Source organism: Salinibacterium sp. NG22 (genome assembly GCF_015864925.1).
GTDB lineage: Bacteria > Actinomycetota > Actinomycetes > Actinomycetales > Microbacteriaceae > Rhodoglobus.
Genome location: NZ_JADYWG010000001.1, coordinates 1,002,581 through 1,020,335, shown reverse-complemented (window position 1 = coordinate 1,020,335; position 17,755 = coordinate 1,002,581). Strand labels below are relative to the sequence as shown.

General features: G+C 60.1%; 20 protein-coding genes and 1 tRNA gene. 16 read left to right on the top strand and 5 right to left on the bottom strand.

The window, feature by feature from the left end; translation table 11 throughout:
- Window positions 1-14 precede the first annotated feature (14 nt).
- Genes I6E81_RS04975 through I6E81_RS04965 form a run of 3 tightly spaced genes read right to left on the bottom strand, consistent with a single transcriptional unit; the run spans window position 15 to window position 3,798 of the window.
- A complete protein-coding gene (locus I6E81_RS04975) occupies window positions 15-1,664 on the bottom strand; it encodes a DNA repair helicase XPB (protein WP_197106265.1) in 1,650 nt (549 codons plus the stop codon).
- A 24-nt stretch (window positions 1,665-1,688) separates the two neighbouring features.
- Window positions 1,689-3,545, bottom strand: coding sequence for a helicase-associated domain-containing protein (locus I6E81_RS04970; RefSeq protein WP_197106264.1), 1,857 nt, complete (start codon window positions 3,543-3,545; stop codon window positions 1,689-1,691).
- On the bottom strand, window positions 3,532-3,798 hold the full coding sequence (locus I6E81_RS04965; protein WP_307783812.1) for a hypothetical protein: 267 nt from the start codon (window positions 3,796-3,798) through the stop codon (window positions 3,532-3,534). The genes I6E81_RS04970 and I6E81_RS04965 overlap by 14 nt, the downstream gene beginning before the upstream one ends.
- Window positions 3,799-3,862: 64 nt before the next feature.
- On the opposite strand from I6E81_RS04965, the gene I6E81_RS04960 reads away from it, so the two are divergent.
- The gene (locus I6E81_RS04960) at window positions 3,863-4,246 is read left to right on the top strand and encodes a cold-shock protein (protein ID WP_197106262.1); all 384 of its coding nucleotides are present in this window, start codon (window positions 3,863-3,865) and stop codon (window positions 4,244-4,246) included.
- Window positions 4,239-4,895 (top strand): DUF3027 domain-containing protein, encoded by a 657-nt coding sequence (locus I6E81_RS04955; protein ID WP_197106261.1) that lies wholly within the window; start codon window positions 4,239-4,241, stop codon window positions 4,893-4,895. The genes I6E81_RS04960 and I6E81_RS04955 overlap by 8 nt, the downstream gene beginning before the upstream one ends.
- On the opposite strand, the gene I6E81_RS04950 is transcribed toward I6E81_RS04955, so the two are convergent.
- Together I6E81_RS04950 and serC are read right to left on the bottom strand one after the other, a co-directional pair.
- Complete coding sequence (locus I6E81_RS04950; protein ID WP_197106260.1) at window positions 4,892-5,137, bottom strand: DUF2530 domain-containing protein; 246 nt, start codon at window positions 5,135-5,137, stop codon at window positions 4,892-4,894. The two genes, I6E81_RS04955 and I6E81_RS04950, sit on opposite strands and share 4 nt — an antisense overlap.
- A gap of 9 nt (window positions 5,138-5,146) precedes the next feature.
- Window positions 5,147-6,259, bottom strand: a complete 1,113-nt coding sequence (gene serC / locus I6E81_RS04945; RefSeq protein ID WP_197106259.1) for a phosphoserine transaminase — start codon at window positions 6,257-6,259, stop codon at window positions 5,147-5,149.
- A 40-nt stretch (window positions 6,260-6,299) separates the two neighbouring features.
- Between serC and I6E81_RS04940 the strand changes: the two genes are divergently transcribed.
- The 14 genes from I6E81_RS04940 to I6E81_RS04875 all read left to right on the top strand — a co-directional run bounded on the left by I6E81_RS04940 (window position 6,300) and on the right by I6E81_RS04875 (window position 17,623).
- Window positions 6,300-7,001 (top strand): metal-dependent transcriptional regulator, encoded by a 702-nt coding sequence (locus I6E81_RS04940; protein WP_197106258.1) that lies wholly within the window; start codon window positions 6,300-6,302, stop codon window positions 6,999-7,001.
- Window positions 7,002-7,337: 336 nt separating this feature from the next.
- Window positions 7,338-7,835, top strand: a complete 498-nt coding sequence (locus tag I6E81_RS04935; protein ID WP_197106257.1) for an HNH endonuclease — start codon at window positions 7,338-7,340, stop codon at window positions 7,833-7,835.
- Between the two features lie 80 nt (window positions 7,836-7,915).
- A complete protein-coding gene (locus I6E81_RS04930; RefSeq protein WP_197106256.1) occupies window positions 7,916-8,914 on the top strand; it encodes a CHAP domain-containing protein in 999 nt (332 codons plus the stop codon).
- 67 nt (window positions 8,915-8,981) lie between these two features.
- Window positions 8,982-9,380, top strand: coding sequence for a hypothetical protein (locus tag I6E81_RS04925; RefSeq protein ID WP_197106255.1), 399 nt, complete (start codon window positions 8,982-8,984; stop codon window positions 9,378-9,380).
- Between the two features lie 57 nt (window positions 9,381-9,437).
- Window positions 9,438-9,509: transfer RNA gene (locus tag I6E81_RS04920), tRNA-Arg, on the top strand.
- A 114-nt stretch (window positions 9,510-9,623) separates the two neighbouring features.
- The gene (locus I6E81_RS04915; protein WP_197106254.1) at window positions 9,624-10,052 is read left to right on the top strand and encodes a hypothetical protein; all 429 of its coding nucleotides are present in this window, start codon (window positions 9,624-9,626) and stop codon (window positions 10,050-10,052) included.
- Between the two features lie 95 nt (window positions 10,053-10,147).
- Window positions 10,148-10,750: a glycerol-3-phosphate responsive antiterminator gene (locus tag I6E81_RS04910; RefSeq protein ID WP_197106253.1), complete on the top strand. Its 603-nt coding sequence runs from the start codon at window positions 10,148-10,150 to the stop codon at window positions 10,748-10,750.
- A gap of 201 nt (window positions 10,751-10,951) precedes the next feature.
- A complete protein-coding gene (locus I6E81_RS04905) occupies window positions 10,952-11,737 on the top strand; it encodes a glycerophosphodiester phosphodiesterase family protein (protein ID WP_197106252.1) in 786 nt (261 codons plus the stop codon).
- Window positions 11,734-12,489, top strand: coding sequence for a glycerophosphodiester phosphodiesterase family protein (locus I6E81_RS04900; RefSeq protein ID WP_197106251.1), 756 nt, complete (start codon window positions 11,734-11,736; stop codon window positions 12,487-12,489). The genes I6E81_RS04905 and I6E81_RS04900 overlap by 4 nt, the downstream gene beginning before the upstream one ends.
- Complete coding sequence (locus tag I6E81_RS04895) at window positions 12,486-13,319, top strand: glycerophosphodiester phosphodiesterase family protein (RefSeq protein ID WP_197106250.1); 834 nt, start codon at window positions 12,486-12,488, stop codon at window positions 13,317-13,319. The genes I6E81_RS04900 and I6E81_RS04895 overlap by 4 nt, the downstream gene beginning before the upstream one ends.
- Window positions 13,316-14,398, top strand: coding sequence for an ABC transporter ATP-binding protein (locus tag I6E81_RS04890; RefSeq protein ID WP_197106249.1), 1,083 nt, complete (start codon window positions 13,316-13,318; stop codon window positions 14,396-14,398). Before I6E81_RS04895 ends, I6E81_RS04890 begins: the two co-directional genes overlap by 4 nt.
- Window positions 14,395-15,276 carry a carbohydrate ABC transporter permease gene (locus I6E81_RS04885; RefSeq protein WP_197106248.1) on the top strand — a complete coding sequence of 294 codons (882 nt, stop codon included), beginning with the start codon at window positions 14,395-14,397 and terminating at the stop codon, window positions 15,274-15,276. The genes I6E81_RS04890 and I6E81_RS04885 overlap by 4 nt, the downstream gene beginning before the upstream one ends.
- On the top strand, window positions 15,273-16,211 hold the full coding sequence (locus I6E81_RS04880) for a carbohydrate ABC transporter permease (RefSeq protein WP_197106247.1): 939 nt from the start codon (window positions 15,273-15,275) through the stop codon (window positions 16,209-16,211). Before I6E81_RS04885 ends, I6E81_RS04880 begins: the two co-directional genes overlap by 4 nt.
- Before the next feature lie 86 nt (window positions 16,212-16,297).
- The gene (locus I6E81_RS04875; protein ID WP_197106246.1) at window positions 16,298-17,623 is read left to right on the top strand and encodes an extracellular solute-binding protein; all 1,326 of its coding nucleotides are present in this window, start codon (window positions 16,298-16,300) and stop codon (window positions 17,621-17,623) included.
- Window positions 17,624-17,755: the final 132 nt, after the last annotated feature.

Here is a 17,755-nt window from a genome sequence, read left to right as displayed (position 1 = left end):
AATTCGCAAGCGACCTAAGCCGTCAGGTCTGCGGCATCCAGAATCGTGTAGCTGTAGCCCTGTTCGGCCAAGAACCGTTGGCGGTTTTGTGCGAAGTCTTGGTCGACCGTGTCGCGTGCCACGAGCGTGTAGAAGTTGGCGGGCAGGCCGCTCTCCTTGGGGCGAAGCAGGCGGCCAAGACGCTGAGCTTCTTCTTGGCGAGAGCCAAATGAACCACTAACTTGCACGGCGACGGTCGCCTCGGGCAGGTCGACCGAGAAGTTGGCAACCTTTGACACGATGAGCACCTTCGTGACGCCGTCGCGGAACTCTTGATACAGACGCTCGCGCTCCGGAACGGAGGTGGCACCGGTCAGCTTGGGAGCATTCAGCTGCTCAGACAGATCATCGATCTGGTCGAGGTATTGCCCGATAACGAGAATGCGCTCGCCGGCGTGCTTTTTCACGAGCGCGCGCACCACTTCAGTTTTAGCGGGTGCTGTTGCGGCCAGTCTGTAACGTTCGTCATCAGCGGATGCCGCGTACTCAAGCCGCTCGCTCTCGGGGAGGTCAACGCGCACCTCGAAGCAGCTAGCGGGGGAGATGAAGCCCTGGGCCTCAATCTCTTTCCACGGGGCATCGAAACGTTTGGGGCCGATGAGGGAGAACACGTCGCCCTCGCGCCCATCTTCGCGAACAAGCGTCGCGGTGAGGCCGAGGCGACGGCGTGCTTGCAGATCAGCGGTGAGCTTGAACACGGGCGCAGGCAACAAGTGCACTTCGTCATAAATGACGAGGCCCCAGTCGAGAGCATCCAGCAACGCAAGGTGGGCGTACTCGCCTTTTCGCTTCGCCGTCAGGATTTGGTAGGTCGCGATCGTGACAGGCAAAATCTCTTTCACCTGCCCCGAATACTCACCCACTTCTTCTTCAGTGAGGGTGGTTCGCTTCAAGATTTCGGCTCGCCACTGGCGCGCAGAAACCGTATTGGTGACCAAAATCAGGGTCGTGGTGTTGCTTTGCGCCATCGCGCCGAGGCCCACCAAGGTTTTGCCGGCGCCACAGGGCAGCACGACGACGCCTGAACCGTGGTCGAAGAAATTGTCGATGGCGTGCTGCTGGTACTCGCGCAAACCCCAGCCCGAGGCATCCAGATCAATCTCGTGAGGGGTGCCTGGCGTGTAGCCGGCGTTGTCTTCAGCCGGCCAACCGAGTTTCAACAACTCTTGCTTGAGCTGCCCGCGGGCCCATGGCTGGACCACAAAAGTGTGGTCGCCGCGACGTTCGAACAGCAGGCTTGCGACCTTCTTGGCGCGCGTGATCTCGCGCAGCACCGCCGGGTCAGTGGCAGTCAGGGTCAACGCGCCGTCGTCATCACGATCAATGACGAGGCGGCCATAGCGGCCAACCGTCTCAGCAATATCTACGCTGACACTCTGCGGGATAGGAAACTTCGAATACTTCTCGAGCGTCTCCAGCATCGCGGGAGCGTCGTGACCTGCGGCCCGAGCGTTCCACAGTCCCAAACGCGTGATGCGGTAGGTGTGGATGTGCTCGGGGGCGCGCTCCAGCTCCGCGAAAACGGCCAAATCATGGCGCGCGTCTTCGGCCAAAGGGTGCGCTACCTCAAGCAGAACCGTGCGGTCAGACTGCACGATCAGAGGTCCGTCGGGTGCTGTGTTCATCCGACCTAGACTACGCCCGGATGCTTAGCGTTCGTTGGTGGCTTCCACCCCGACGATGCTCTTCAGCGGTAGCGTTCGCTCAATATCGGCTGCGCGGTCGAGGCCGCGCATGCGACCAGCTGCCACGCTGGAAGGTTCGAGTGTGTACTGCACGAGATGGCCATCTGGCATTTTTACCGTGACAAACAGCAGCAGTTTGTTGCGAATCGCGACCTCGATTTGTCGCGACAACCACGCCTGATCTTCATCGCCGGTGGCGCCACCCTGGCCACTGCGCAGCTTCGCCAGCAACTTGTCTGGGCCGTCATCTTGAGGCTCTTCTGTGCTTGCAGCACTGACTTGGTCGCGTCGCAGTGACAAGATTGCGCCCTCCGAGTTCTCGGCGGCAACCGGGTAACGGGCATCGCTCAGCGCCCAAAAGAGCTGCTCGACTCCGAATCGCGAGACCAAACGGTCGCCCTCGAGGCGCAATCCGAAGGCACCAAAGTTGGGATCAACCGCGATCGACTGCAGAAGCACTGAGTCAGGAGAAATGACGTAGCTGCCGGCCGCCCCTTGCTGGCCAACCCGCACTAGGCCGTGGCGGCCCGCAGCCTCCGTTAGCAAATACTCGACGGGCTGGGGAACCCCCGTCAATGAGATGTCAGTCAAGAAGCTTCGAATGCTGTCAAGCGTCTCGCCGAGCGTCATGGCATGGTGCAGGCTCGATCGCGAGATGCGATAGGTGGATGCCAGGGCGCGGGTCTCGACGTCGGCAATGACGCGCAGCCGAGCATCCAATTGCGGCGCCAACGGTCCTGGCGAAATCACGCTGAGGTCGGGCTGCACATAAACCTGATGCACTTCGTTGGGAAAGACCGCGGCCATGGCGGCGGTTGCTTCTGTCGTTGTGCGGGTGAGCAGGGCAACGCCTGCGCTGCTGGGGAGGCGATTGGCCGTGACGCCCAGGAGGCCAGCATCGCGGGCGTAGCGACGCACCTTCTCGAGCATCGACTCAACCCCGGCGGGGAATAACCAGCGCGTGTAGTCCTCGACGCCGTCGCCCCAGAAGCTGTGAGTGCGGTCGGCCAAGATGGTGCGGATGTCGTCAGGAATTCCCTGATGCCACGCCTCAGCCAAGTGCACCCAGCGTTCAGCCGCGCCGCGCGACATCCACTCGGTGGCATCGGCGGTTGGCATCCACTGGGCATTCGTGGTGGCGATGAGACCGGCACGTTCTGCGATGTCGACGAGGCCGGCGATCTTGTCGAGAGGAACCGACATCGCTGCCGCCAGCCGCTTTGAGTCGGGGAGGGAGACTCCGCCGCGCGCCAAATCGCGCACGGGACTCGAACGCAGCTGATTGATGAGTTCGGTGACTTCGTTGGTGGTCGCGAACGCGTTCTCGGCGGCGATGCTGTCGATACTGTCGCGCTCGGAGGGTTCAACCGACGTGAGAGTGGACGGTGCGGGAGTGTCGAGCAGTTCGCCCGTGGAGGGCAAGCCATCGAATGGCCAACCTGCCAACTGATCGGTTACGCCGTCAGGGGCGCTGTAGCGACCGCCACGATGAATGAGCAGGGCCAAGCTCACGAGCCGATCGAGTCGACGCTGAACGGCCACCTCGTCGTCACCAAAGTGCCCGACGGCAGAGGCGACTTCCTGCGCGGTAAGGGACGCAGTGTCGGCGACCACCGCGAGAGTGGCAAGCGTGGGGCGGTCGAGATCGCGCAGCACGCGTTCAACCGAGGTGGACTGCTGCAGAGCATCCGCTAGGTCAAAGAAGTCGCTTACAGAGTTGCCGCGCACCGTGCGTGAGCGCAACAACTCAAGAAGTTGATCGTCGTCTAGTGCCCGCAGTTGAGCGGCGAGCAGAAGAGCCGCATCGCTAATTGTGGCCATTCCTATATTCACGTTGGCGACGGCGGCCATTCAACACGAGAAGGGTGATGATGAAAACGACGCCCAAAGGCAAAGCAAAGTAGGGCATAGTGATCACTACGGGCCACACACCGTAATCGAATACGGTTTGGCCCACTGCGGTAGCAACGACTACGGCGACAAAGCTAAGCACAGCGAGTGCGATCGAGATGGCGACCAGGTATGCGAGCACACGCTCGATGCGAAGGTCGCGTTCAGTTGAGTGATTTGTCACGTTGACAAGGATACGCGCCCGTTTACGTTCTAAGCTTGAGTCACGACTACAAAGGAGCATGCCCATGCCTACCGGCAAGGTTAAGTTTTACGACGACGAGAAGGGTTTTGGCTTCATCATGAGTGATGAAGGCCAAGAGGTCTTCTTGCACGCCTCAGCGCTGCCTGCGGGCACGACTGGGATCAAGGCGGGTACACGCCTCGAATTCGGCATTGCTGACGGCAAGAAGGGCGCTCAGGCGCTCTCCGTGCGCGTCATGGATGCTCCTGCAAGCATGGCCAAGATCAACCGCAAGCCCGCCGATGACATGGCCGTGATCATTGAAGATCTCGTCAAGCTCATGGACGGCATCGGTTCTGGCCTCAAGCGCGGTCGTTACCCTGATAAAACCCACGGCGCCAAGATCGCCTCCATGCTACGTAAAGTTGCGGACGAACTAGATGCCTAATAGCCAGTACGAAAAGCTTGCTCGGGGAGCACTCCTCGAGATCACCACTGATGCGTCGATTGGTGCGCTCGTCGGTGAGCAGATCGAAAGCGAAGGCACCGTTTCGGTACTCTTCGCTTCGGCTCTGCCGGGCTATCCGGGCTGGAATTGGACCGTCAGCGTTGCTCACGTTGAGGGTCAGGACCCCACGGTTCTTGAAGCAGAACTCATGCCGGCCGAGGGCGCACTGCTCTCGCCCGACTGGGTGCCGTGGTCTGAGCGTCTTGCGGAGTACAAGGCCGCGCAGGCCGCTACTGAAGCGGCGGATGCTGAAAAGGCTGCTGCAGAAGAAGCCGACGACGATCTTGACGACGACGATGACGATGACGAGTTCGGCTCGTCCGTCTTACACGGCGGTGACCTCGACGGCGTTGACATTGATGCATCGGATGATGATGAGTCAGACGACGACGATGACGACGAAGAGTCAGACGACGACTACGACACTGGCGCATTTCGCGGCGGTGACCACGAGGGCGTGAGCGTTGATGACCTCGACGAGTCGGATGACGACGACGACGATGATGACGATTCAGACGATGCTGAACTCGACGACGATGATGACGAGTCAGATGATGACGACGACGACGATTCGGACGAAGAAGACTAGCGAGTTCGCTTTCCGCGCTGTGCGTGCGTGTAGATCAGGCCGATAAGGCCGAGCACGAGGCCCGCAACGGCAGTCCAGAGCCACCACAGGTTTCCGGATGCATTGAGCGGTTCGATAAAAAGCAGCAGCAGTGCAAGACCGATGATCCACAACACCATGCCCACGAGCATGGCTTTGCGGTCGTCGGTCTGCACCGGCTCAGGATCTGGCCGGCGTTCTGAGTCTTTCAACCAGATACGCACGGTTTCAGATTAGTGGCTGTTGGCGATCACATACTCAATCGATGACACCAATTTGCGGATGTCATCCGGTTCGATGGCAACGAAGGTGGCGACCCGCAGTTGGTTGCGGCCCAGTTTGCGGTACGGATCGGTGTCGACAATTCCGTTGGCGCGGAGCGTCTTAGAGATTGCGGCGGCATCGATTGCATCGTCGAAGTCGATCGTTGCGATGACCTGCGAGCGGTGCTCAGGGTTGGTGACGAATGGCGTGGCGACATCGCTGGCGGCAGCCCAGTCGTAGAGCACCGACGAGGATTCGCGCGTGCGAGCATCCGCCCAGGCCAGTCCACCGTTGCCATTGATCCAGTCGATCTGGTTCTCGAGCAGCAGCAGGGTGCTGAGTGCGGGAGTGTTGAGGGTCTGGTTGAGGCGCGAGTTGTCGATCGCGTTCTTGAGCGACAAGAACTCGGGGATGTAGCGACCCGACGCGGCGATGCGCTCGACGCGCTCGATTGCCGCGGGGGAGAAGAGAGCGATCCACAGGCCGCCGTCTGATGCAAAGTTCTTCTGCGGTGCAAAGTAGTAGACATCTGCTTGGTCGGCGTCGAAGTTCACGCCGCCGGCTGCGCTCGTGGCGTCGACAACAGTGAGTACGTTTGCGTCGTCGAAGCGGCGCACGGGGGCCATCACGCCGGTAGAGGTCTCGTTTTGGGGGAACGCAAAGACGTCAGCGCCTTCGATGTTGTCGAGTTCGGCGAGCGACCCGCCCGGGGCGGTGACGACATGAGGCGATTCAAGGTGGGGTGCTGCGGCCGCTTTCGCGAACTTGGAACCGAATTCTCCGAAGGAGAGGTGCGCGCTGCGACGCTCGATAAGGGCGAAGGCGGCGGCATCCCAGAATGCGGTGGAGCCTCCATTGCCGAGTACTACTTCGTAGCCCTCCGGGATCTGGAAAAGCTCTCCGAGGCCCGAACGTACGCGGCCAACGAGGTCACGAACCGGTGCTTGGCGGTGGGACGTGCCGAGAATGTTTCGCGCGCTAGAAACGAGATGCTCGATCTGTTCGGGGCGCACTTTGGAAGGGCCAGCTCCGAATCGTCCATCGGAGGGAAGGAGGTCAGTAGGAATCGTCAGGCTCGGCATGCGTCCAATTCTATTGGCCAGTTCGGGCTAGTCTGGTTTCATGACCGATCTCGTTGACACCACCGAGATGTACCTGCGCACGATTCTTGATCTCGAAGAAGAGAACATTGTCCCGTTGCGGGCCCGCATCTCTGAGCGGCTCGGCCACTCTGGCCCGACCGTCTCGCAAACCATCGGCCGCATGGAACGTGACGGCCTCGTCGTCGTAGAAGGCGACCGCCACCTCGAATTCACGGTTGAGGGCCGGCGTCGTGCCACGCATGTCATGCGCAAGCACCGTCTTGCTGAGCGGCTCCTCGCCGATGTTATTGGTCTCGACTGGGCGCTCGTTCACGACGAAGCCTGCCGGTGGGAGCACGTGATGAGTGAGCAGGTAGAGCGCAAGCTCATCGAAATTCTTGATCACCCCACTGAGTCGCCCTATGGCAACCCCATTCCTGGCTTGGAAGAGCTGGGTGGTGTTGCTGCGGCATCTTTCAGCGACGGCATGGTTAACATCGTTGAGCTTGTCGCTGAAAGAACCACCCCGGTGACCGGACTCATCCGTCGATTGGGTGAACCCGTGCAGTTCGAACCTGAACTGTTGCAGCAGCTGTTTGGTGCTGGCGTTATGCCAGGCAAGACAGCCACATTCGCTGCTGCAGACTCCTACGTTGCGGTCACCGTTGAAGGGTTTGGCGAAGGTCTCGAGCTGCCCAACGAGGTTGCCGTTCATATCTTTGTGGAGAAGCCGAGCGCGTAGCTTTCGGATTCCGGCGTTCACCGAGGCGTAACCGTCTCGTCATCCGATTCGGCGCGCCCGCGTGCAATGTGCCCCAAAAACTGGGTTAGCCTGTAGCCCTTGGAGTTCACGAATGAACCGGAGAATCGCATGTTAAGTAGGTGCAGCATCCAAACCGTGGATGCGCGTGCCCACTTCCACATACGACACAGCAGTACTGTGCGCAGCAGTTTTTGCGCGCTGAATCACTAGGCATCGTCTTTCGACGGTGCCTTTTTGTGTTTCTGCCTCCTTTTCGCTGAATTTCGGGGAAGTCGATTGCCTGCAAGCCGTGCAGGCTCTTTCGAGAGGATGACAATGCGCACTTTGGTCCTGAACGCCGGCTATGAGCCGCTCGCGGTCGTGTCCTTTAAACGAGCCGTTGTGCTCGTGATGAATCAGAAAGCGACAGTTATCGCTGCCGACCCGGATCATCCGGTGTGGAGCGCGAGTGAATCGTGGGAGCGACCGTCGGTCATCATCCTTCGAAATTATGTGCGTATTCCTTCTACGCGCAGGTTGCCGGTTTCTCGTCGTGGAGTGCTGCGACGTGACGGTCACCGGTGTGGCTATTGCGGGGCTTCCGCAAACACCATCGACCACGTGATGCCTCGCTCTCGCGGTGGCGAAGATTCGTGGGAAAACCTGGTGGCGTGCTGCTTGCGTTGCAACAACGTGAAGAGCAATCGCACTCCCGCGGAGATGAACTGGCGCCTGCTCATCAAGCCGCGTCCGCCGCACACCAGCGCGTGGTTGGTGCGGGGTATTGAAAGAGGACTCCCAGATTGGGAAGAATATTTGGCTCCAGCGGCGTAACTGTTATGCTGTTGTGATTATTCCTGTGTTCAAGGATTTCCCTAGTTTTCTTTGAGCGCGCTCCACCTGAAGGTTCCCGATTGTCCCGTATCTCATCTGATGGCCCGGACGTTTCCGGCGTGCCCTCGGCGGAACCTTCGAGTGAAGCTCCTATCTTTCTTTCGCGTCGCGAAGCACGTGCCGCACGAGATGCTGCGACTATCGGCAAGCCTGTAGCTGCGCCGAAGATTCCTCGTGCTCCCGCTGCGGCCGCTCACGATGAGGCACCGGTTGTGTACACCCCGGCAGCCCCCGCGCTGAATAACCGTGTTGCGCCGATCGTTGCTCAGGCACCTCGTGCCCACTCGGCTCCGAAAGCCACAGCCAAGCGTGTTCGCAAGAGCCCGCTTCGTGCTGTGGCTTCGATGGCTGTTATTGGCGGGCTGTTTGCTGTGGCAGGATTGCCGGCCTACGGCCAAGGCGGTTTGATCTCAGACGAGGGAACACTCGTGTCAGTTTCTGCTGTCGCGGATGCCGCTCAAGCGAGAGTCCAGTCGGTGACGGTTAGCGCTGAGCTGGAATTGCCGGAGCTCACGCGTGATCAGTTCGAGGCGACATCGCCCGAAGATCTTGCAGCGATTCAGCAGCAGGATGCGATTGCCTCGGCAAACGCGCTCTACGCTTCATCGGGCGCTCAAGCATTGGGCGACGACTACCCATGGCCGACTGCAGGCAGCAGCCTTTCACCTTTGAATTACTACTACCGCCAGTGCACCGACTTTGTAGCGTGGCGGCTGAACCGCGACGTTGGTTCCTTCGCGGCACCGTTCCGCTGGGCCTGGGCAGATCTCACGCCGAATGGTGGAGACGCATACCAGTGGAAGTCGGCTTGGGAGACCCACGGCTGGACCGTGAGCGCGACTCCCGTTGTCGGTTCTGTGGCGTGGTTTGGCTGGGACAACCACGTTTCATACGTGAAGCAAGTCAATTCCGACGGTTCAGTTCTGCTTGAGGAATACAACTACGTCTACCTCTCCTATGGTCAGCGCACCATCCCGGCCAGCGAGGTCGAGTCGTTCCTCTACCCGCCAGGCCAGTAACTGTTTGGTGTGACCGCGCGCTGGCGAGCATGAAGCCTGCGAGAGTAACTGTGTGGAGTGATTGATCATGACTGACGACGAACTCATGACAACGTTCGAAAACAACACCATCGCGCCTGCCGCGTTTTCACACGAACGTCATGTTCGCGTGGCGTGGTTGCTTGCTCGTGCGTATGGCGCTATTGACGGCTTCGAACGTCTCGCGGTCGGCATTAAGAGCATGGCCGTGCGGGCGGGCAAACCGGATGCTTTTCACATCACGCTCACTCGCGCCTGGTTCGATCTCATTGCGCTGATAGATGACCTGGATGACGCACCGGAGCTGCTCGACAAGTCCATCATCAAACGTTTCTACTCACCCGAGCGCATCGCTGAGGGTCGCACGCAGTGGTTGGAGCCCGACCTGCAGCCGCTGCAGTATCCGCTGCCAACCGCGATCGATGGTGCAGCACCGCCGACCTCGTAACGCTGGCCCTCTGGCTGAGGGTTCTTCGTGCCGTACTCGGCTACACTCGAAAAGCCAGCCTCTGTAGCTCAACGGAAGAGCAACTCCGTCCTAAGGAGCAGGTTGGGGGTTCGAATCCCTCCAGGGGCACACTCACTTTCTTGCGAACCGGGCTCTTTGGGCCAGGTCATTCGGAGCGTTTCGTTTACGTAACAAAGAATGCTCACCTCTCACGTCGCGCCGCGCTATTCATATGCTCTAGATATGACCAAGACACGGAGAGCGCTGGCAACGGCAGCTCTCGGCGCCGTGGCGATGATGTCGCTCTCAGGGTGTCTCGCTTGCAGCGCCGTCGGCTACGTCAACAACGGTCCTGCCGTGATTGAGCTAGAAGATGCGCTGCACGAGGCTGAGATGCTCTCGGCCTGTTTTGGCGAGGAGTGCGTTGTGCAACCGGTGACTCGAAGCGACGGCAAACAGTGGGAAGTGCCGCAAGAGCCGCCGTACGTGGACGACTCTGTCTTCGTCTTGGGAGGAGAACGCTCGCTCCACGTGGTGGTATCTGACCGCGACGGGTTTGTGATCAGTGACGCAACATATGAGATTCCGGTAAGCGTTGAGCGACGCGGGCTGTTCGGCCAGTGTTCTGGGCCAGTCTCGTTTGAGCCAGTCCTGATCGAAGCACGCCAGTAACATTTCACGAAACGTCGGCTGACAAACTCTCAGCGTTTGTCGTTTACCTGAGCGTTACCGCGCCGCTAACTCCGGTGTTTAGCGTGGGCACCAACATGAGCGAGTTGAGATGGCGTGGCACAGCGGCGGGGGAGTTTCCCCTCATCGCTTCTGTGCAAGAACACGGCATGCTCAAGGATGCACTTGAGAGCGACGTAGCGCGCATCAACCTGCTGGTGGGAGACATCAATTCTCTCGCAGGCATGGTTGCCCGCATCCATGACGCCGGTAAAACAGCCCATGTTCATCTTGAACTCGTGGGCGGAATCAGCCGTGACGGTGCTGCCGTGCAGTTTCTTGCGGAACACGTCGGAGTTGACGGAGTCATCACTACCAAGAGCGCTGCGGTTGCTGCCGCACGAAAGCTCGGCATTGCGTCGGTGCAGCGGTTCTTCGCTGTCGATACTCACGCGGTCGACAACGCGATGCGCCAAGTGCACGCGAGCCGTCCCACCGAGGTCGAGGTGATGCCAGGGCTCATGCCGCGCGTCATCCGCGATCTCAGAGCCAGCATCCAGCAGCCCCTCATCGTCGGTGGGCTCATCCGTAATCCTGACGAAATCGACGCCGTGCTCGACTGCGGCGCCGACTACGTATCTACCGGAAACCCCGCACTGTGGCGGCGTCGACGGTCACGAATTCATACCCGCGTCGCCTAACCTCGACGCTTCCCGAGGCAGATCACCGCCTCACCAGAGTTGCCAGCACCACCCACAACTGAAAACACACCCCAGGGCAGAGTCACTAGAGAGCACCCGGAGGGTCAGCATCATCAACGCGCACGGCACAGCCGTGTGGTGCGTTGGCGCTGCTGACTCCCCGGGTTTTTTTATGCCCAGAACCGAACGAAAGAAGTCCCAATGACTGCGTCACCCCTCATCCTTGGCCACCGAGGTGCCATGGCCTACGCCCCAGAGAACACCCTCGAGGCCTTCGAACTCGGCGCAAACCTAGGCGCGGATGGCATGGAAATCGACATCCATGCCACCAGCGACGGCGTGATTGTCGCCATTCACGACGACACGATCGACCGAACGTCGAACGGTACGGGCCGCGTCTCGGAACTCACTTTCAGTGAGTTGCGCCGTTTGGATTTCGGAACAGGAAACCCGGGCGATTACGCCGGCGCTCTCATCCCGACGCTCGACGAAATCTTTGACCTTGTTGAACGTCGCAGTCTCGTACTGAATATCGAAGTCAAAGACATCTACCGTCACGACAAGGCCTACGGCGAGTTGGCTCGTCGTGCTGCCGATGAAGTACTGCGCCGAGGTCTCGTCGAGCAAGTCTTCTTCTCATCGTTCAACCACACGTCAATGGCTGAGCTCAAGCTCAGCCACCCCGACGTGCGCACCGGTCTGCTCCACATGATGTCACTGCACGAAATCGGCAACTACGCTGCCACGACCGGTGCGGATGCCATCCATCCCGCTCATCTGGCCCTCACGCCCGAGACCATGCGGCAGGCGCGCGCGGCGAACCTTGCCGTGAATGCCTGGACTATGCCAGCGCCATTCTCCAGCCGGAGTGAGGCGGAACAGATCGACGACCTCATCGCCGCCGGTGTTGATTCGATCATCACGAACACCCCGGATATCGCTGTCGCGCGGCGAGCAGCGCTCGCGAAAGTAGAGGCGCTCGTATGACTCTCGTTTTTGCGCGTCGAGGTGCCGCCGACGTCGCACCGGAGAATTCTCTCGCCGCGATTGAGCAGTCGCTTCGCCGTGGGGCTGACGGGGTCGAAATCGACGTTCGACTCTCACGAGATGCTGAACTTGTAGCGCTTCGCGGCGCAAGCGTTCTCTACGATGGCCAGCCAAAGGCGCTTGTCGAAGAGCTCACCTTGGCTGAGCTGAAGACGGTCGACATTGGCGTTGGGCGCGAGGGATTCGCTGGCACCCGAATTCCGACGCTTGCTGAAGTGGTCGAGTTGCTGGCCGGTTCCGATGCCCATCTCATCCTTGATGTGAAGGAAGACCCGCAGCACAGTGAGGGAGCCAGCCCCGCCGCTGTTGCGGTCGCAGAGCTCGTGCACAAGCGTCGTATGCACGAGCGCGTGACAATCACCTCCACTAATCATGTGTCGATGGCGGCGCTTGCTGTCGCGCATCCGTCTCTCAAGATTGGTCTTCGCCACCTTGTCGTGATGGAAGAGGCCGCATCGTATGCCGCCGCGGTCGGAGCGATCGCCCTTCACCCGATCGCTGTCGGCGCCGCCACCGGCGACGTGCATGGTGCGCAAGCTCTCGGCATGATGGTGTGCGCCTCCACCCTGGTTGCCGAGTTCTGGCCCGTCACCGAAGAGGAGCAGCTCGATCAACTCTTCGCTCTCGGGGTCGACGCTGTGGTCACCGATTCGTACCAATCCGCTCTCAACCGTCGAGGAGTATCCGCATGAACCGGTCTGCATTGAGCAGCGGCGATCGACCGACCATCGATAGCCGCATCATCGCCCACCGCGGTGCCAGCAGCTACGCGCCGGAGAACACTCTTGCCGCGTTCGAGCTTGCCGCCGAAATGGGAGCGACCAAGATCGAATTGGATGTTGACGTTACGAGCGACGGACACCTGGTCGTCTTGCATGACCCCCGTGTCGATCGCACGTCAGACGGCATGGGCTGGGCGCGGGATTTCACTCTCGCCGAGTTGCGCGTGCTCAACTTCGATCGCGGGTTTGAGGGCCAGTTCGCTCGCGCGGTTACTCGCATCCCGACGCTCAGCGAAGTGTTGTCGTTCGCGGCCGAGCGAGGCGTCTGGGTCAACATCGAGACGAAAGATTTCACCAACTCGTGGGGTGCTGTCAACGATCTCGTTGCCGCCGAAGTTCGCGCGCATGATGGGGTTGACTCGACCCTGATTTCGTCGATCAACCATCGCGCTATCGCTGGTTTCGCTCGCTCCTACCCAGAGTTCACGACGGCGATCGCATTCGTCGAAACCTTCGCCGATCTGCCCGGCTATGCGCGCCGCTGCGGCGCGAACGTGTTGCACCCCCATTTCTCCCTCATCAACGAGCGATTTGTGGCGGAAGCCCGAGAGCACGGGCTGGGCATCAACGCCTGGACTGTCGACGACGACGCAGCCGCTGACCGCATCCTCGAGTTCGATATCGATGGTCTGATGTCGAATCGACCCGACGTCGGCAACGTCCAGAACCGCGGCGTCGATAACCGCGGTGACCAGCACCCACCACACAGCACATCCCACGACACGGAGGCACGCGCATGAGTCAGATTGAACTGCGAAACATTGGTAAGTCGTATGGCGACAAGGAGATCATCCCGAGCCTTGATCTCACGATCGAAGCCGGCAGCTTCTCGGTTCTCGTTGGCCCGTCGGGGTGCGGAAAATCGACAACGCTGCGCATGATTGCCGGTCTCGAGAAGCCAACCACTGGCACGATCTCGATTGGCGGAAAGACGGTCGACAATGTGACTCCCGGTCAGCGTGGTGTCGCCATGGTCTTTCAGAACTACGCCATCTACCCGACGATGACGGTGGAAGAGAACATCGAGTTTGGCCTGCGCAACAACAAGGTCCCCAAGCTGGAGCGCCGCGAACTTGTGCACGAGATTGCAGAGACCGTTGGCCTCACGCCGCACCTGCGCAAAAATCCTGATGCGCTGTCGGGCGGCGAACGCCAGCGGGTTGCGTTGGCGCGCGCCATGGTCAAAAAGCCTGCCGTCTTTCTCATGGACGAACCGCTCTCCAACCTCGATGCGAAGCTGCGCCAGCACATGCGCATTGAGCTCATCGAACTTCACGAACGCCTCGGGGCAACCTTCGTCTACGTCACTCACGACCAGGTCGAAGCGATGAGTATGGGCACCTCGATTGTGCTCATGGACGCGGGCCGCATCCAACAGCAATCGGCACCGACCGAGCTGTACGCGAAACCGCAGAACGTGTTCACGAGTCGCTTCATCGGAACCCCGCCCATGAACGTCGTGCCCATTGCTGCATTCGGTGCGGATGTCGCCGCCGATGCTCCCGAGGGTGCCGAGTGGCTCGGAGTGCGCCCTGAGCGACTCACGTTTGCCGACACCAGCCGCCCCGTGGTGCCAGGCGAAACTGAGCTCACGGTCACCATCATCGCCCTCGAGAACCTTGGAGCGGAGCTCGTGTACCGCGCCGTGCTGCCCGACGGCTCGCGCATTGCGATTAAGCGATTCGACGAGATCGCGCGCCCCCTCGGTGACGCTCTCGTGCGGGTCGAGACCAACGACATCCACTGGTTTGATGCCAACGAAGAGCGCATCGCCGAACCGGCTATCTCCGGCCAGGTTCGCGAGGTCGTCTCCGCATGAAAACCTCGCTACTGAGAGATCGACGGCTGTTGCCGTACGCGCTCATCGCGCCAGCGCTCGTGATTCTCGCTGTCTTCTATCTGTATCCGATCGGCTACAACGCCGTACTGAGCGTCTTCTCCTGGGACCTTCGTGGCCCGATGAAGTTCGTGGGTTTCGGAAACTTCGCCGAGCTCTTCACTGACCCTGACTTCGGCAAGGTCATCCAGAACACACTCGTGTATATGGGCATGGAAGTGTCACTCGTCATGATCTTCGGTCTGATCTTGGCACTGTTCCTTAATCGCCAAGGCTGGCTCAGCGAGTTCTTGCAGGGCGTCAGCTTTGCTCCCAACGTGATCGCGCTGGTCTCGGTCTCGCTCATCTTTGTGTGGCTGATGGATGACGACATCGGGCTGTTCAACCAAATCTTGAGCGCAGTCGGGCTTGAGCCTGTTGGCTGGCTTTCCGATACCGAAGTCGCCCTGTTCTCGCTGGTGCTTGTGTCGGTCTGGAAGTCGGTCGGGCTGAACGCCTTGATTATCCTCTCGGCGTTGCAGTCGATTCCGCGGTACCTGTTCGAAGCCGCGGACCTCGACAATGCTTCGGCGTGGACCCGCTTTCGAAAGATCACCATCCCAATGATCTCACCCACGCTGTTCTTTCTCGTTCTCGTCAACGTCATCGGGTCGTTTCAGGCCTTCGACACAATCAACGTCATGACGCAGGGCGGACCGCAAAGCTCAACCAACACACTCATCTTCGCCGTCTACCGCGAAGGCTTCGAGTACTACCGAGTTGGTTATGCCGCTGCGATCGCCGTCGTGCTGATGGTGCTCGTGGGCCTCATCACCGTGCTTTACTTCCGCGCGTTCCAGAAAAGAGTGCACTACCGATGACTACGACGATTGCCCCTCCTACGCCACCCACGGCTGCCGGTTCTTCGCGCGGCCCCGTGTCGCCACCGCCACCGCCCGTTACACCGAGCGCTCGCACGGCCCGAAGCGGCACGATTCTGTGGAAAGCGGTGCGCGTCATCGCACGCATCGTGGTGTCGCTCCTGCTCGTGTTGGTGTTCGCCGGTCCGTTCTACTGGATGGTGCTCACCGCCTTTCAGACAGCATCCGAAGCGCTCTCCATTCCTCCGCAGTTCTGGGTGGATGCCGTGCGCTGGGATAACTTCATTGCAGCGTTCGACCGGGTGAACTTCGGCCACTTCGCGTTGAACTCGGTAATCGTCACGGGCGGCACCCTGCTCGGTCAGTTTCTGATCATCGTGCCCGCCGCTTATGCCTTCGCACGTTTCCATTTCAAAGGCCGCGACGTGCTCTTCGGCGTCGTGTTGGCGACGATGATGATCCCTGGCCAACTGATCTTCCTTCCGGTGTTCGCGATGTACGCCAAGATGGGGCTGCTCAACACACACCTCTCGCTGATCTTGCCCTTCATCGCGAGTGGGTTCGGCATCTTCTTGCTGCGTCAAACCTTCATGCGAGTGCCCGACAGCTTGATCGAAGCAGCGCGACTTGATCACGCGAGTGAGTTCACGATCATCCGTCGCATCATGTTGCCGCTGGCCAAACCGACCATCGTGACCATCGGGCTGATCACGTTCATTGGCACCTGGAATAACTACTTCTTCCCGCTGGTCTGGACCACCACGGATGCGGCCCGCACGCTTCCGGTGGCCGTGCCGCGACTCGAAGCGCTCGATGAGATCGCGCCGACCATTGTGATGGCCGGAAACATGCTCCTCGTCGTGCCGATCCTCATCGTGTTCCTGTTTGCGCGCCGTCACATCATCTCGGCGTTCACCTATACCGGCGTCAAATGATGCCCTTCGATTTCCTCGTCCGCATCAACCAACAACGCACCACCTCAACACGCACCACCTCAACCACATCAAAGAAAGGCACCACCATGTCCTCTACCCGTTTCTCGCGAGGTCGGGCACGCGCCGGCGTTCTCGCTTCGATTGCCCTCGGCTCGGTTCTGCTCTCTGGCTGCACCGCAGCCAATGCGGATGCCGCTAGCTACACCTACGAGCCCGGTGAAGAGACCGTCGAGCTTGAGTTCTGGACGGCAGCCGTTGAAGACGTGAACCAGGAGCTCGTTGACATGTTCAACGAGACCCGTGGTGACGAGCTCAACATCCACGTCACCGCCAACTACCAGGGCGACTACGTTGAGACCGAGCAGAAGGTCAACGCGGCAGCGCTCGCTGACACTCTTCCCAACATGTTTGTGGATGAGGTCGGAATGACCGACCGGTTCGCTCGCGCCACCACCACGCTCAACCTCGAGCCGTACATGGCCGCTGTCGAGATGGACGACGCGGACTTCCAGATGGGCGAAACCGACAACCTCTACGTTGATGGCGACATGTACGCCTTCCCGCACATGCGCAGTGTTCCCGTGATGTACGTAAACCAAGACATGATGCGCGAACTCGGCCTCAAAGAGACCGGCCCCGAAACATTCGACGAGTTTGAGGAGTACCTCGAGGCGGCTCACGACTATGTCGGCGGCCCCGCGATGATCTTCTGCGACTACGACTTCTGGGTCATGGAAGCACTCTTCTACTCGTACGGCGGAACCGCTGTGCTCAACGACGACGAGACCGCGTCGATGTATGACACCGAGGGTGCCATCAAGACGATCGAGTGGATCGCCGACCTCGAAGACCGCGACCTCATCAAGGTCACCGGTGCTGCAGACGTGAGCGCGTTCTTCGCGGCAGCCGGCAGCGCAGATACAGCATTCACCTTCTTGAGCTCGGGCGGCATCCAGTCGATCCTTGGGCTTGCTGCCGGTAACGGAGTGGATGTTGGTGTCTCGCTGATTCCCGCCGGTGACAACGGCCAGCGTGGTGTCTCAGTCGGTGGATCGAACATCTACCTCGCCAACACTGGTACGGACCAGGAGAAGGCCGCAGCATTCGAGTTCATGAAGTGGACAAGCGACACCGAGCAGGCTGCCTACTCCTCGTCGCGCACCGGGTACCTGCCCGTGCGTCTTTCGGCTCTCGAAACCGACCTGATCAAGGACCTCATGGAGACCACTCCTGGCTATGCGGTTGCTGCTGAGCAGATCACCTACGGCAAGCCTCGCCCGATGACGAAGGCCTACAGCGAGCTCGAAGACCTCATGACCGAGCGCATCCACGCCATCTACTTCGACGACCTCGACGCGTCAGAAGCGATGCCGGCACTCGCTGAAGAAGTCAACGAAGTGCTGAACCGCTAGCGTTCTCCACACGCACGAAAGCAATGGCCGTGAACGGGGAAACCCGCTCGCGGCCGTTGTCGTTGTGCCGTGAGGGGCACGCGCGAACAGCACGTCGCGGACGGAAGGGTCTTTGGGGCGTTGCCCATCAGC

What these genes read in the sequence shown, in the direction of transcription:
- I6E81_RS04940 (WP_197106258.1), top strand. Translation starts at nt 6,300, where the DNA reads ATGACCGATCTCGTTGACACCACCGAGATGTACCTGCGCACGATTCTT.
- serC (WP_197106259.1), bottom strand. Translation starts at nt 6,259, where the DNA reads ATGCCGAGCCTGACGATTCCTACTGACCTCCTTCCCTCCGATGGACGA.
- I6E81_RS04915 (WP_197106254.1), top strand. Translation starts at nt 9,624, where the DNA reads ATGACCAAGACACGGAGAGCGCTGGCAACGGCAGCTCTCGGCGCCGTG.
- I6E81_RS04890 (WP_197106249.1), top strand. Translation starts at nt 13,316, where the DNA reads ATGAGTCAGATTGAACTGCGAAACATTGGTAAGTCGTATGGCGACAAG.
- I6E81_RS04935 (WP_197106257.1), top strand. Translation starts at nt 7,338, where the DNA reads ATGCGCACTTTGGTCCTGAACGCCGGCTATGAGCCGCTCGCGGTCGTG.
- I6E81_RS04925 (WP_197106255.1), top strand. Translation starts at nt 8,982, where the DNA reads ATGACTGACGACGAACTCATGACAACGTTCGAAAACAACACCATCGCG.
- I6E81_RS04975 (WP_197106265.1), bottom strand. Translation starts at nt 1,664, where the DNA reads ATGAACACAGCACCCGACGGACCTCTGATCGTGCAGTCTGACCGCACG.
- I6E81_RS04955 (WP_197106261.1), top strand. Translation starts at nt 4,239, where the DNA reads ATGCCTAATAGCCAGTACGAAAAGCTTGCTCGGGGAGCACTCCTCGAG.
- I6E81_RS04880 (WP_197106247.1), top strand. Translation starts at nt 15,273, where the DNA reads ATGACTACGACGATTGCCCCTCCTACGCCACCCACGGCTGCCGGTTCT.
- I6E81_RS04885 (WP_197106248.1), top strand. Translation starts at nt 14,395, where the DNA reads ATGAAAACCTCGCTACTGAGAGATCGACGGCTGTTGCCGTACGCGCTC.
- I6E81_RS04960 (WP_197106262.1), top strand. Translation starts at nt 3,863, where the DNA reads ATGCCTACCGGCAAGGTTAAGTTTTACGACGACGAGAAGGGTTTTGGC.
- I6E81_RS04970 (WP_197106264.1), bottom strand. Translation starts at nt 3,545, where the DNA reads ATGGCCACAATTAGCGATGCGGCTCTTCTGCTCGCCGCTCAACTGCGG.
- I6E81_RS04895 (WP_197106250.1), top strand. Translation starts at nt 12,486, where the DNA reads ATGAACCGGTCTGCATTGAGCAGCGGCGATCGACCGACCATCGATAGC.
- I6E81_RS04875 (WP_197106246.1), top strand. Translation starts at nt 16,298, where the DNA reads ATGTCCTCTACCCGTTTCTCGCGAGGTCGGGCACGCGCCGGCGTTCTC.
- I6E81_RS04905 (WP_197106252.1), top strand. Translation starts at nt 10,952, where the DNA reads ATGACTGCGTCACCCCTCATCCTTGGCCACCGAGGTGCCATGGCCTAC.
- I6E81_RS04900 (WP_197106251.1), top strand. Translation starts at nt 11,734, where the DNA reads ATGACTCTCGTTTTTGCGCGTCGAGGTGCCGCCGACGTCGCACCGGAG.
- I6E81_RS04910 (WP_197106253.1), top strand. Translation starts at nt 10,148, where the DNA reads ATGAGCGAGTTGAGATGGCGTGGCACAGCGGCGGGGGAGTTTCCCCTC.